At 71.5% G+C, this 13,440-nt stretch carries 13 protein-coding genes; 4 read left to right on the top strand and 9 right to left on the bottom strand.

All coding sequences use genetic code 11. The features are described from left to right. The 4 genes from B7767_RS08790 to B7767_RS08775 form a co-directional block, all read right to left on the bottom strand. The coding region (locus B7767_RS08790) for a helical backbone metal receptor (RefSeq protein WP_218775779.1) at positions 1-418 on the bottom strand (418 nt) is incomplete at its 3' end. Further along, positions 415-984 (bottom strand): helix-turn-helix domain-containing protein, encoded by a 570-nt coding sequence (locus B7767_RS08785; RefSeq protein ID WP_085571676.1) that lies wholly within the window; start codon positions 982-984, stop codon positions 415-417. The genes B7767_RS08790 and B7767_RS08785, both read right to left, overlap by 4 nt. 363 nt (positions 985-1,347) lie before the next feature. Next, positions 1,348-3,966, bottom strand: a complete 2,619-nt coding sequence (locus B7767_RS08780; RefSeq protein ID WP_085571675.1) for an ABC transporter permease/substrate binding protein — start codon at positions 3,964-3,966, stop codon at positions 1,348-1,350. Then, the gene (locus tag B7767_RS08775; RefSeq protein WP_085571674.1) at positions 3,959-5,050 is read right to left on the bottom strand and encodes a glycine betaine/L-proline ABC transporter ATP-binding protein; all 1,092 of its coding nucleotides are present in this window, start codon (positions 5,048-5,050) and stop codon (positions 3,959-3,961) included. The genes B7767_RS08780 and B7767_RS08775 overlap by 8 nt, the downstream gene beginning before the upstream one ends. Before the next feature lie 322 nt (positions 5,051-5,372). On the opposite strand from B7767_RS08775, the gene B7767_RS08770 reads away from it, so the two are divergent. The 4 genes from B7767_RS08770 to B7767_RS08755 all read left to right on the top strand — a co-directional run bounded on the left by B7767_RS08770 (position 5,373) and on the right by B7767_RS08755 (position 8,951). Beyond that, positions 5,373-6,305, top strand: coding sequence for a 5'-3' exonuclease (locus B7767_RS08770; protein WP_179167072.1), 933 nt, complete (start codon positions 5,373-5,375; stop codon positions 6,303-6,305). A gap of 105 nt (positions 6,306-6,410) precedes the next feature. Then, positions 6,411-7,256, top strand: coding sequence for a siderophore-interacting protein (locus tag B7767_RS08765; protein WP_085571673.1), 846 nt, complete (start codon positions 6,411-6,413; stop codon positions 7,254-7,256). Between the two features lie 448 nt (positions 7,257-7,704). Further along, the gene (locus B7767_RS08760) at positions 7,705-7,974 is read left to right on the top strand and encodes a hypothetical protein (RefSeq protein WP_085571672.1); all 270 of its coding nucleotides are present in this window, start codon (positions 7,705-7,707) and stop codon (positions 7,972-7,974) included. A gap of 23 nt (positions 7,975-7,997) precedes the next feature. Next, positions 7,998-8,951 (top strand): RluA family pseudouridine synthase, encoded by a 954-nt coding sequence (locus tag B7767_RS08755; protein ID WP_085571671.1) that lies wholly within the window; start codon positions 7,998-8,000, stop codon positions 8,949-8,951. Here the strand turns inward: B7767_RS08755 and B7767_RS08750 are convergent. The 5 genes from B7767_RS08750 to B7767_RS08730 all read right to left on the bottom strand — a co-directional run. Beyond that, positions 8,945-10,465 carry a cytochrome P450 gene (locus B7767_RS08750; protein WP_085571670.1) on the bottom strand — a complete coding sequence of 507 codons (1,521 nt, stop codon included), beginning with the start codon at positions 10,463-10,465 and terminating at the stop codon, positions 8,945-8,947. The genes B7767_RS08755 and B7767_RS08750 overlap by 7 nt on opposite strands. Positions 10,466-10,520: 55 nt before the next feature. Further along, on the bottom strand, positions 10,521-11,141 hold the full coding sequence (locus tag B7767_RS08745; protein ID WP_085571669.1) for an ATP/GTP-binding protein: 621 nt from the start codon (positions 11,139-11,141) through the stop codon (positions 10,521-10,523). Then, positions 11,122-11,532: a DUF742 domain-containing protein gene (locus B7767_RS08740; RefSeq protein WP_085571668.1), complete on the bottom strand. Its 411-nt coding sequence runs from the start codon at positions 11,530-11,532 to the stop codon at positions 11,122-11,124. Before B7767_RS08740 ends, B7767_RS08745 begins: the two co-directional genes overlap by 20 nt. After that, complete coding sequence (locus B7767_RS08735) at positions 11,529-11,936, bottom strand: roadblock/LC7 domain-containing protein (RefSeq protein WP_030225334.1); 408 nt, start codon at positions 11,934-11,936, stop codon at positions 11,529-11,531. Before B7767_RS08735 ends, B7767_RS08740 begins: the two co-directional genes overlap by 4 nt. After that, a partial coding sequence (locus B7767_RS08730) for an ATP-binding protein (RefSeq protein WP_107485924.1) occupies positions 11,933-13,440 on the bottom strand: 1,508 nt, incomplete at its 5' end. The genes B7767_RS08730 and B7767_RS08735, both read right to left, overlap by 4 nt.

Below are 13,440 nucleotides of genomic sequence, written 5' to 3'. Positions count from 1 at the left end.
GCCAGACGGGCACGACCGCCGTCCGGCGCTCCGCGGGCGTCGGCGGCGCCGCCCAGGCCGCCTCGGCCTCGTCCAGCCAGCGGGGGCGGGCCCGCACCCCGCACGCCGTGAGCACCCGGTCCAGCTCGTGGAAGGCCTGGGGCAGCGTCCGTACCTCGGTCACCAGCACGTCGAGGCCCGCCGCGCGCAGGGCCGCCAGGTCGCTCTCGCGGTTCTCCTCCTCGTTGGCGATCACCAGATCGGGGGCGAGGGCGACGATCCGGTCGGCCTTCGGGTTCTTCGTGCCTCCGACGCGTACGACGTCCAGCCCGGCCGGGTGCGTGCACCAGTCGGTGGCGCCGGCCAGGGAGCCGGGGGCGGAGAGCGCCACGGCCTCCGTGAGCGACGGGACGAGGGAGACGACCCTGGCGGGACTCATCGGCGGGGCTTGTCCCGCAGCGCCTCGATGTGCTCGGCGACGGCGACGACCAGCAGCCGTGTCTCCGGGACCGTGGCCCGCCAGCGGTGCCGGACGCCTCCGGTGAGGTACAGGGTGTCGCCGCGGCCGAGGCGGTACGCGCGGCCCTCCGCCTCGATCTCCACCGCACCGTCCGCCACGAACATCAACTGGTCGTTGCGGAACTGCAGTTCGCGGCCGGCGTCATGGTCGCCGGTGAACTCGGAGGCGTGCATCTGGTGATGACCGCGCACCAGGGAGCGCACCCGCGGTTCCGTCCACGGCTCGGTGCCCTCGGCGCGGACGACGTCCACGCTGCACGCCGGGTCGGCGGCGGCGAGGAGCTCCACGGCGGTGGTGCGCAGGGCGTCGGCGACCTTCTCCAGGGAGCTCTGGCTGGGACGCGCCCGCTCGTTCTCGATCTGGCTGAGGAACGGGACCGACAGGCCGCTGCGCTCGGCCACGACGGCGAGGGTGAGGTCCAGCGCACGGCGTCGTCGCCGCACGGCCGCGCCCACCCGCAAGGGCTGTTCCTTGTGGTCGCCCATCGCTCCGGCTCCCTCCTCCGCCGATCGTCCCGCACCCCGTGCGCCGCGGACCCGGCGCACTCCTTCTCGTGAGTTGTCTGCACCCTACGCATGTTCGGCAAACCGTTTCAGGCGCCCGTCACGTCGCCGTCACACGCGACCGGCGCCGACCCGCCGGTTCACGCCGGCCGCCCCGTGGGCCCCTCGGTTCCCCCCGTGCGCGATAAGGGGTGTTCCCGCCATTGTTCCCCTCACCCGGCGAAAGGTCACCAGGAGCTCCGGGGAGGGCATCGCGCCGCGTGGTTGTCCGGATTCCTACCGTGTTCCCGTCCGGTTCCGGACATGCCCGAGGGGCGGGCGGTACGGCGGTCGCCTCGGAGCCTTCTACCGCGGGGTCATCCGCTCCACCATGTCCGGGTGCTCCTCCAGCCAGGCGGCGACGGCCTCCTCCTCGTGACCCTGGCCGCGGTTCTTGATCTCGGCCTCCAGGCTGCCCAGCTCGTCCTCGCTCATGTGCCAGCCCTTGATCCACTTCGTGAGCTCGGGGTACTGCTCGGGGAACTTCTTGCTCGCGATGGTGCGGATCGTGTTGCCCTCACCGAAGGCCTTCCTGGGGTCCTTCAGCTTGGTCAGCTCGTACTCGCTGTAGGCCCAGTGCGGCGACCACAGGGTGACCGCGACCGGCTCCTTCTTGGCGAGGGCTCGCTTGAGCTCGGCCAGCATCGCCGGGGTGGAGCCGTCGACGACCTCGTACTCGTCCTCCAGGCCGTAGCCCGGCATGACCTCGTTCTTGAGCAGCTGCATCTCGCCGGTGCCGGGCTCGATGCCGATGATCCGCCCGTCGAACAGGTCGGCCTTGCCCTTGAGGTCCTCCAGGGACTCGACGTCCTTGACGTACGAGGGGACGGCGATCTCCAGCGAGGTGGGCTCGTACCAGGTGCCCAGGTCGGTGAGGTCGTCCTTGCTCTTGTCCCAGTAGTTCTTCTGCGCGTACGGCAGCCAGGCGTCGAAGTTGAGGTCGAGGTCACCGGAGGCGAGGCCGGTGTAGACCGGGCCGACCTCCATCTGCTTGAGGTTCAGCTCGTAGCCGCGCCGCTCCAGGACGTTCTTCCACAGGTAGGTGACGGCGATGTCCTCGTCCCAGGGGAACCAGGCCACGTCCAGCGGCCGCTTCGCCTCGGCGGGGGTGCCGCCGGAGCCGGACTCGACCGGGGCCAGCTTGTCGACCACGCCGGGGTTGGCCTTCAGCCAGGTGCGGACGGCGTCCTGCTGCCTGCCCTTGCCGGCCTTGTTGATCTCGGCTTCCAGGCCGGTGAGTTCCTTCTCGGTCATCGAGAAGTCCTTCAGCCACTTCCCGACGAGCGGGTTGTCGCCGGCGAAGCCCTTGCGCGACACCGTGTGCACGCCGTCGCCCTTGCCCCAGCTTCCCTTGGGGTCCTTCAGCTTCTTCAGGTCGTAGTCGCTGTACGCCCAGTGCGGCGACCAGAGCGTGACGACGACCGGTTCCTTCTTGCTGTAGGCCCGCTTGAGCTCGGCCAGCATCGCCGGGGTGGAGCTGTCGACGACCTTGTACTCCTCGTCCAGGCCGTACTCCTCGAGGACCTTGCTCTTCAGCAGGCCCATCATGCCGGCGCTGGACTCGATGCCGGTGATCTCCCCGTCGAAGAGGCCGGCCTTGCCCTTGAGGTCCTCCAGGCTGTCGACGTCCTCCATGTACGACGGGACGGTCAGCTCCAGCGACGTCTCGCCGTACCAGGAGCCGAGGTCGTCGAGCTGCTCGCCGTACTTCTTCCAGTACGCCTCGTGGGTGGTGGGCAGCCAGGCGTCCGTCTGGAAGTCGATGTTGCCCTGCGCGAGGGCGGTGTAGAGCGGGCCGGCCTCGAACTGCTTGGCCTCGACCTCGAAACCGCGCTGCTCCAGGATCTCCTTCCACAGGAAGGTGGAGGCGACGCCCTCGTCCCAGGGGATGTAACCGATGGTGATCTTCTTGCCGTCGCCGACCTTCTCGCCGTCGGCGGTGGTGGCGGTCCTGGAGCCGCTGCCGCCGAAGATCCCCATGCCGCCCGCGACCAGGGCGAGGACGACGACACCGATCACGGCGACCTGCGGGCGGGGCCGGTAGGACCAGATCTTCAAGCCCTGCGCGGAGCGTGCCTTGGCGGCGGCGCGGCGGCCGAGCGGGGAGACCTGGGTGCCCAGGGCGCTGGTCATGCGGTCCAGGTAGATCGCCAGGATGACGATGGCGATGCCGGACTCGGCGCCGAGACCGATGTTGAGCTGCCCGATGGCCTCGATGACCGCGCCGCCGAGTCCGCCGGTGCCGACCATGCCGGCGATCGCGGCCATGGACAGGCCGAGCATGATGACCTGGTTGACGCCCGCCATCACCGTGGGCAGCGCCAGCGGCAGCTGCACGCGCAGCAGGGTGTTGCGGGGGGTGGTGCCGAACGCCTCGGCCGCCTCGACCAGCTCCTTGTCGACCTGGCGGATGCCCAGCTCGGTCATGCGCACGCCCGGGGCGAGCGCGAAGATCAGGGTGGCGACGATGCCCGGGGCGGAGCCGGTCCCGAAGAACAGGATCGCCGGGATGAGGTAGATCATCGCGGGCAGCGTCTGCATGAAGTCCAGGACCGGCCGGACCACGGCGCTGACCCGGTCCGAGCGGGCCGCCCAGATGCCCACCGGCACCGATACGACCAGCGCGATCACCGTGGCGACGATGACCAGCGCCAGCGTCACCATCGAGTCCTCCCACAGCTCCATGGAGTCGAGGAAGGCGAAACCGAGGAAGGTGAGGACACCGGCGAAGGTGCCGCGCAGCCAGAAGGCGATGACCGCGAGGATGCCGCAGAGGATCAGCGGTTCGGGGGCCTGGAGGACGGCGTTGACACCGTCGTAGGCGCCGGTGAAGACGGCCTTGAAGAAGTCGAACAGCCAGCTGACGTTGTCGAGCAGCCAGTCGACGGCGCTGTTGACCCAGTCGCCGAGCGGAATCCTAGGCACGGGCCATCACCTTCTCGCCGCCCTTGTCGCGCGGGGTGTCGCAGACCCCGGGGTCGGACTCCTCGTCGCCGAGGAAACCGACGAGGCGCTGCCGGGGCACGACCCCGACGAGTGCGCCCTCCCCGTCCAGCACCGCCACCGGGTGCGGTACGCGGGCGCTGATCGCGCACAGGTCGGTGAACGGCGTGCCGGGCGTCGCGGTCTCGCAGCCGCAGTCGGCCTCGTCGCCGCGGACCTCGCGGTCCATCACGGCGCCGGCGGTGAGCACGCGGGAGCGGTCGACGTCCTGGGTGAAGGAGGCGACGTAGTCGTTGGCGGGGCGGATCAGGATGTCCTGCGCGGTGCCGATCTGCACGATGCGGCCGTCGCGCATCACCGCGATCCGGTCACCCAGGCGCATGGCCTCGTTGAGGTCGTGGGTGATGAAGACGATCGTCTTCTTCAGGGTCTTCTGCAGTTCGAGGAGCTGGTCCTGCATGTCGCGGCGGATCAGCGGGTCGAGGGCGCTGAAGGACTCGTCCATCAGCAGCAGGTCGGCGTCGGTGGCGAGCGCGCGGGCGAGACCCACGCGCTGCTGCATGCCGCCCGACAGCTCGTCCGGCCACGACTTCTCCCAGCCGGCCAGGCCGCACAGGGCGAGCGCCTCGTCGGCGCGGCGTTCGCGCTCGGCGCGGGGCACGCCCTGCACTTCAAGACCGTAGGCGGCGTTGTCGCGGACGCTGCGGTGCGGGAACAGCGCGAAGTGCTGGAAGACCATGCTGATCTTCTGGGAGCGGACCCGGCGCAGCTCCCGGTCGGGCAGCGCGGTCAGGTCCTGGCCGCCGAAGCGCACATGTCCGGCGGTGGGCTCCAGCAGGCCGTTCAGCATGCGCAGCAGGGTGGACTTGCCGGACCCCGACAGGCCCATGACGACGAAGATCTCGCCCGGCTCCACCGTGAACGAGGCGTCGATGACGGCGGCGGTGGTGCCGTCGGCGCGCAGCTCCTCCCGGTCGGTCTTCTTCTGGCGCAGTCGTTCGACCGCCTGGTCCGGTCGTCTGCCGAACACCTTGAACAGATGCTCGGCCTCAAGCCTGGATGACACGCGTACCTCTTGTCTCGACGGCAAATGGCAGAAGCGATGCCCGGCGGACGGCTCACGCGGTCCACAACAGTTGAATCTGTAACCGGCATCGCTCCGGGGCCGCGCCTCCCCGGTTTTGCACAGGGCAAACGTCTTCGTGTGACGCCTCACACACATGGCGCAGGAAGCAACTTGTTGCGTCATACGCAACCGTGGGCGGTCGTGTCGCCGGGCGGCACGGGTGGGCGCGGGCGCCCCCTCCGGGGAAGGCGCCCGCGAGCGCCGGACTGCGGGGACCACCCCGGCCCACACCGACGCACCCGCGCTGTCAGCGGTGTACGGCATGATGCGGTCCGTGACCGGACGACTCATGCTCCTAGACACCGCTTCCCTGTACTTCCGCGCCTACTTCGGCGTCCCGGAGTCCGTCAGGGCCCCGGACGGCACCCCGGTGAACGCCGTGCGCGGACTGCTCGACTTCATCGACCGCCTGGTCAAGGACCACCGCCCCGACCACCTGGTCGCCTGCATGGACGCCGACTGGCGTCCGAAGTGGCGGGTGGAGCTGATCCCCTCCTACAAGGCCCACCGCGTCGCCGAGGAGCGCCCGACGGGCCCGGACGAGGAGGAGGTGCCCGACACGCTGTCCCCGCAGGTGCCGGTCATCGAGAGCGTGCTCGACGCGGTGGGCATCGCGCGGGTGGGGGTCGCGGGGTACGAGGCGGACGACGTGATCGGCACGTTCACCGGCCGCGCCGGCGGACCGGTCGACATCGTCACCGGTGACCGCGACCTCTACCAGCTGGTGGACGACGCGCGCGGGGTGCGCGTGCTGTATCCGCTGAAGGGCGTCGGCACGCTCCAGGTGACCGACGGGGCCGTGCTGCGCGAGAAGTATGGGGTGGACGGCAGGGGGTACGCGGATCTGGCGCTGCTGCGCGGTGATCCGAGCGACGGTCTGCCGGGCGTGCCGGGCATCGGGGAGAAGACGGCGGCCAAGCTGCTGGCCGAGTTCGGCGACCTGGCCGGGATCCTGGCGGCCGTGGACGACCCGCGGGCCAAGCTCACGCCGTCGCAGCGCAGGCGTCTGGACGAGGCGCGGCCGTATCTCGCGGTCGCCCCCAAGGTCGTCCGGGTCGCGGACGACGTCCCGCTCCCGGACGTCGACACGACGCTGCCGCACGGGCCGCGCGACCCGGCCGGGGTGGAGTCCCTGGCCGCCCGCTGGGGTCTGGGCGGCTCGCTGCAGCGCCTGCTGACGACCCTCTCTGCGTGAGCCGCACACATCGCTGAACCGGGCGGAATGTCCGCCGACGGGGCGTCGACCGGGACCGAGGTGCTAACTTAGGTAACCCTAACTGTGACAGCTGGGAGGCTCCTCATGGCAGAGCGACCGGTACGCGCGCCCCGCGCGCCGCACACCGCCGAGGTCGTCCGCACCGAGCGGCTGACCCCGCACATGCAGCGCGTGGTGCTCGGTGGTCAGGGGCTCTCCGATTTCTCGGCGGACACCTGCACCGATCACTACGTCAAGCTGCTGTTCCCGGCCGTGGGTGCGACGTATCCGGAGCCCTTCGACCTCCAGCGCATCCGTGCGGAGTTCCCGCGCGAGCAGTGGCCGGTGACCCGGACGTACACGGTGCGCCAGTGGGACGCCGAGCACCGTGAGCTGACCCTGGACTTCGTGGTCCACGGCGACGAGGGCCTGGCCGGCCCCTGGGCGGCGAACGTCCGGCCGGGCGAGGTCGTCCGGTTCATGGGGCCCGGCGGCGCCTACGCGCCCGACCCGGCCGCCGACTGGCACCTGCTCGTCGGCGACGAGAGCGCGCTGCCCGCGATCGCCCGCTCGCTGGAGGCGCTGCCGCACGGCGCCAGGGCGTTCGCCTTCGTGGAGGTCTCCGGCCCCGACGAGGAGCAGAAGATCGACTCCGATGTGGAGGTCCGCTGGCTGCACCGCGGCGCCCGGCCCGTCGGCGAGGCCCTGGTGGAGGCCGTCCGGAGCCTCGACTTCCCGGAGGGCCGGGTGCACGCCTTCGTCCACGGCGAGGCCCACTTCGTGAAGGAGCTGCGCCGTCTGCTGCGGGTCGAGCGCGGCGTTCCGCGCGAGGACCTGTCGATCTCCGGTTACTGGCGCCTCGGTCACAACGAGGACGGCTGGCAGGCCTCCAAGCGCGACTGGAACGCCCGCATCGAGGCCGAGCAGGAAGGCGCGGAGACCTCCGTCTGACCCCCGCCCGACGGGCTTGCCGCAACACCTGCGGCCGGTGGGCGGGCCGGGGGCGTCCGTCCTCGGACTGCCGCGGATCACGTTCCTCGGTGAGACCGGGAACGCGGACACGCCATCCACCGCGAGCGGCCACCCCCGCCACCGCCCTCCGCGGGCAGTCGTGTCTCCCCCAGTGCCTGAACGGCCTGGGAGGTGCCCCCAGGGCGCTGGGGGTACCCCCTCCGGGGGAGGCACCCCGCAAACGCCGGACCGCGCAAGCACCCCCGGCCCGCACCAACGCGGGGCACCCCATAACGCGCCGGGTTGCGCAGCCCCCGGCTCATACCCACGCCGAGGCACCCACCCACCCACCCCAGCGGGCCGATCAGGTGAACCGTGGCTCGCCTGGCCACGACCGGCGGCGTGGCGGGCCGGCCAAAGCCGGGGCACTGCCCCAGGATCCGGCCGCGTGGCACACACCTTCGACGAACTCGTGGCCAAGCAGCGCGCGGCGGACGAGGCACACTCCCGGGTCCGGCAACTGCGGGACGCCTACGGCCCGCCCACCCGGACCAAGTGGAGCGAGCGCCAGACCACCACCTGGGAGACCGCCTGGCGGGCCTGGCGCGACCTCGCCCGTGACGTCCGCCTCGCGGTGACCGAGTACGCCCGGGCCGAGGGCAGACCGCTCCACGAGGTCGAGGCGGAGCTGAGACGGGCGACCGGGAACCACGACTGAGCGGCCCCGTACGCTTGCCCGGTGTGAGACGCAGACGGCCGATCCCGCCCTCCCCCCTGCCGCAGCGCGACGGTGTGGACCCGGTACGGGTCCGGCTGCCCGCCGGGGAACGGTGGGCCACGGTGCGGGAGCACCTGGCGCAGCGGCTCTCGGCCGCCGGCCCCGGGGTCGTGGACGGGATGTTCGCCGCGGGCCTGATCGTCGGGGCGGACGGACGGTCCGTACCGGCGGACACCCCGTACGCACCCGGCATGTTCGTGTGGTTCCACCGTGAGCCGCCCGTCGAGGTCCCGGTGCCGTTCCCCCTGGAGGTCGTCCACCGGGACGAGCACATCGTCGTCGTCGACAAGCCCCACTTCCTGGCCACCACCCCGCGCGGCAGCCACGTCACCCAGACCGCGCTCGCCCGGCTCCGCCGTGAGCTGGGCGTCCCGGAGCTGGGCGCCGCGCACCGCCTGGACCGGCTCACCGCGGGCCTGGTGCTGTTCACGGTACGGCCCGAGGAGCGCGGGGCCTACCAGACGCTGTTCCGCGACCGGCTGGTGCACAAGGAGTACGAGGCCGTCGCCCCGTACGACCCGGCACTGGACCTGCCCCGGACCGTACGCAGCCGGATCGTGAAGGAGCGCGGGGTGCTGACCGCCGAAGAGGTCGAGGGCGAGCCGAACGCGGTGACCCGCGTCGAACTCGCCGCCCACCGGGCCGACGGCCTCGGCCGGTACCGGCTGGTGCCCGGCACCGGACAGACCCATCAGCTACGGGTGCACATGAACACCCTGGGCGTGCCGATCCTCGGTGATCCGCTGTACCCCGAGGTGGCCGCCCCCGTCCCGGCCGGTGACTTCCGGCGTCCGCTGCAACTGCTGGCGCGGAAGCTGGAGTTCACCGATCCGGTGACGGGCGTGGAGCACCGGTTCACCAGCGGCCGGATGCTCGCGGCATGGTCCTCGTACGAGGACTGGGCGGCCGGTCAGTAACCGCGCCACCAGCGCAGGAAGCGCTGCCAGGCACCCCGCGGCGGGGCGGGTTCCGTCACCGGCGGCGGCACCGGCGCGGAGGACGGCACGGACTGCGGAACGGGCGGCCCGCCGCTCGGCTCGGGCAGCACCGGGGACACCGTGGCCGCCGGCCGGGTCACGCCGATGCGCCAGTCCTGCTGCGGGGGCGCGTCGTTCTCGTGGCTGGGCCGCAGCAGCACGTCCTGTTGCGGCCGGGGCGTGAAGTGGACGGGCAGCTCCACGAGATGCCGTGAGGCGATGGACTCGGTGAAGGTCAACTGCTCCTCACTGATGCTCAGTTCGACGTCGGGCAGCCGCATGAGCAGCGCGTCGACACCGACTTCGGCGATCACGCGGCCGATGTCCTGGCCGGGGCACTCGTGCGTGCCGCCGCCGAAGGCGAGGTGCGAGCGGTTGCCCTGCATGTCGGCGGTCGGGTCGGGGCGCACACGGGGGTCGACGTTGGCCGGCGCGGGCGCGAAGAGCAGGCCGTCGCCCTTGCGGATGCGCTGCCCGCCGAGCTCCGTGTCCTGCTTGGCGTAGTAGGCGAAGATGGTGCTGAACGGTGGTTCGTCCCAGAGCAGTTGCTCCACCGCCTGGGGCACGGTCATCTGGCCGCCGTTGAGCTGGGAGCGGAAGCGCGGGTCGATCAGCACCTGGCGCAGCACGTTGGCGAGGAGGTTGGCGGTGGCCTCGTAGGCGGCGATGAGCACCACTCGGAGGTGCTGGGCGACCTCCTCGTCGGTCAGTCCGGCGGGGTGCCTGACGAGGTGGCCGGTGAAGTCGTCCAGCGGATGGGCCCGGCTGCGGGCCGTGAGGCGTTCCAGGGCCTCCATGACGTAGGCGTTGCTGGCGATCGCGGTCTCGGTGCCCCTGATCATGTCGCGGGCGGCCTCGACCATCCGGTCGTCGTACTCGTCGGGCATGCCGAGGACGTGGCACATCACGGCCATCGGCAGGTGCTCGGCGTACTGACCGACCAGCTCGGCCTCGCCCGCCTCGCAGAACCGGTTGACGACGCGCTGCACGCTGCGGTTGACGTGCCGGCGCAGACCGCGGAAGTCGGTGGCCGCCACGGCGGCGTCGATGGCGCCGCGCAGCCGCCGGTGCTCGTCTCCCTCGGCGTGGGCGCACATCGGCTGCCAGGCGATGTGCGGCATCAGCGGATGGTCGGGCTTGACCAGTCCGTCCCCGAGCGCGGACCAGATGCGGCTGTCCTTGCAGTACTGCGCGGGGGTGCGCACCAGTTGCTGGCTCTCCGCGTGGCCGAGGACCACCCACATCGGCACGTCGTCGTGGATCAGCACGGGTGCCACCGGACCGTGTTCGGCCCGCAGTTCCTCGTACAGCTTCTTCAGGTCCTCCGACTCGTGCAGCCGGCTCAGCCCGCCGGGGCCCTTGCCGTGCGCGGGGCAGCCGGGGGGCGGGCCGGGCCGGGGGGCGTCCGTCCCGGTCGGGGAGTCTCCCGTCAGGGAGGTGGGTTCAGGCGTCACAGTGGTCGCTCCGAGGGGGAAAGCGGGGTCCGGTGCGGGAGAGGGATCCCGGGGGTCAGGTGAGCGAGCCCGTCATGGCGAGCGAGTGCAGGAACCGCATCAGGGTCATCAGCACGTCACGGCTGGAGGCACGGCGCCGCACGTCGCACTCCATGATCGGGATCTGCTCGGACAGGTCGAGGGCGGACCGCAGGTCCGCGACGGGGTAACGCGGGGCGTCCGGGAAGGAGTTGACCGCGACGACGAACGGCACGCCGCGTTCCTCCAGCCGCCCCATGACGTCGAAGCTGACCTCGAGGCGGCGGGTGTCGACCAGCACGACCGCGCCGAGCGCCCCCTCGAACAGCCCGTTCCACAGGAACCAGAAGCGCTCCTGGCCGGGGGTGCCGAACAGGTACAGCACCAGCTGTTCCGTGATCTTGATGCGGCCGAAGTCCATGGCGACCGTGGTGGCCGTCTTGGACGCGGAACCGAAGTTGTCGTCGACCCCGACGCCGGCCTGCGTCATGGTCTCCTCGGTGGTCAGCGGTTTGATCTCGCTGACCGAGCCGACCATGGTCGTCTTGCCGACCCCGAATCCGCCCACGATCACGATCTTCACCGCGGCCTGTGCCGTGTGCGGCAACTGGTCCTCGGCGCGGGGGCCCGGGATGGTCTCAGAGCCTTTGAAGTCCATGCATCACCGCTTCGAGAAGGGAACGGTCGGGCAGCGCCTTGCGGACGATCGGGAAGCGCGCCTGGACCAGTTCCGCCGCCAGCATCTCGGTGAGCAGCGCGGTCACCGCGCTGAACGGCAGGTTGAGATAGGCCGACAGTTCGGCCACGGACAGGGGGGCGGCACAGAGCCGGAGCAGCGCCGCCTGCTCGGGACCGGCGGAGGGCGGGGGGTCCGGGGAGCCGGCCACGATCAGCGTGACGAGATCGAGGTCGGCGCGTTCGCCGTCCGGTCCGGTGACGACGTACAGCCGCTCCGGGTTGCCGCCCTCGCCCTCCTTCCCGGCCGGTGCGGCCGGCTGCGGAGGGGGGCCGTCCTGGGGGAAGCGCCTCTGGCGTTGCGGAGGAGTCATACGGTCTGCCCGTTCCGTCGGGGCGGACTGGTCAGATGGGCGCCGATGCGGACGACGAGGTCGCGCATCATGCCGCCCATGCGGCCCGGTTCGCAGGTCATGTCGGAGAGCACCGCGAGGTAGGCGTTGGCGCCGGCCGCCATCAGGTAGAAGTAGCCCTCGTTGATCTCGATGAGCACCATCTTCATCTCGCCGTTGCCGTACGGGAGTTCCTGGGCGACGGCCCCGGCGAGGCTCTGTACGCCCGCACAGGCCGCGGCGACCCGGTCGGCGGCGTCCGGCTCGCCGCCGTAGCGGGCGATGCGCAGGCCGTCGGCGGAGAGCACCACGATCATCTCGACGCCGGGTACGCCGTCGGCGAGCTCCTTGAGCATCCAGTCGAAGTTGGCTCGTTGCTGGATCACTTGAGGTCCCCCTCGTCATCGGCCTCGGTGCGGGCCGGTTCGTTGATGAGATGCAGGTAGGCGGTCGGGTTCCGGGTGAAGTCGGTGGTGGGGACGCCCGGGTCGAGGCCCTTGCGCATGCCCTCCCAGAAGGCGTCGACCCACAGCCCGGGTTCGCGGTCGTCCTGCTTCTTCTCGGGCTCGGGCCTGGCCCAGATGTCGTGGTACTCCTCGCCCCGTTCCCTGGCCTCCCGCTCGGCCCGTTCGGCGGCCGCCTGCTCGGCGTACCGCTGGGCCAGCGGGGTCTTCACCCGGCTGCGGCGCTGCGGCAGTCCGCCCGCGGTCCACTCGGTGACCTCGGGGACGTCGTCCTCCATGGAGACGGTGGCGGGGATGCGGGGGCTGGTGGGGCGGCGCTTCTTGGGGGTGCGCTCCGGGCCCGGCAGGGCGTCGACCGGGCGGGGCACGGAGGTCGCCCCGATGCCGTGGGCCAGGCCCACGCCGGGCTCGTCGGTGATCATCTCGCTGGGTACGACGAGGACGGCGCGGACGCCGCCGTAGGCGGAGGCGCGCAGCGAGACCTGCATGTTGAAGGCGGTGCAGAGGCGGCCGACGACGGCGAGGCCGAGGCGCGGGTTCTCCCCGATCTCCTGGAGGTCGGTGCCCTTCTGGGCCTGTTCGAGGATGCCCTCGATGCGGGCGCGGGCCTGCTCGTCGAGGCTGACGCCGGCGTCCTCGATCTCGATGGCGACGCCGGTCTGCACCTCGGTGGCGGTGACGCTCACCTTGGAGGTCGGCGGCGAGTAGCGGGTGGCGTTGTCGAGGATCTCGGCGGCGGCGTGGATGACCGGCTCGACGTAGATGCCCTTGATGTTGATCTTGGCGATCGACTTCAGGTCGATGCGGCGGTACTCGAGGATGCGGGACATGGCGCCGCGCAGCACGCTGTAGAGCGCGACGGGCTTGGGCCACTGGCGTCCGGGACGGCCGCCGCCGAGGACGGAGATGGAGTCGGCGAGGCGGCCGATCAGCGCGGTGCCGTGGTCGATGCGCAGCAGGTCGTCGAAGACCTCGGGGTTGCGGCCGTGGTCCTCCTCCATCTCTCGGAGTTCCTTGGCCTGCTGGTGGACGATCGCCTGGACGCGGCGGGCGATGCTGACGAAGGAGCGCTGGGCGGAGTCGCGCAGGTTCTCCTCGTCGTCGATGATCTTGAGCATCGTCCGCAGCATCCGGAGCTGGTACTCCGGCAGGTCCCGCCAGGCCGGGTTGAGCCGGGGCAGGGCGCGCAGCACCTCGTCGGGGTCGTTGCCGCTGTGCAGGTGGTTCAGGGCCGCGGGGGTGACCTGGTTGATGAAGTGGTCCGTCTCCGTGTCGTGGGCGGCGATCCTGGACTCCAGGTACGCACGGTGACGGTCGTGCTCGGCCCGCGCCTCGCGCAGGATCCGGCCGCGGCGCACCGCCTCGGCCGCGGCGGCGGCCACCAGCAGGGTCGCGACGGCGCCGCACACGCCGACGGCGATCCGGG

The organism is Streptomyces sp. 13-12-16, assembly GCF_002114215.1.
Taxonomy (GTDB): domain Bacteria; phylum Actinomycetota; class Actinomycetes; order Streptomycetales; family Streptomycetaceae; genus Streptomyces.
This window is presented reverse-complemented; position numbering and strand designations above follow the sequence as displayed.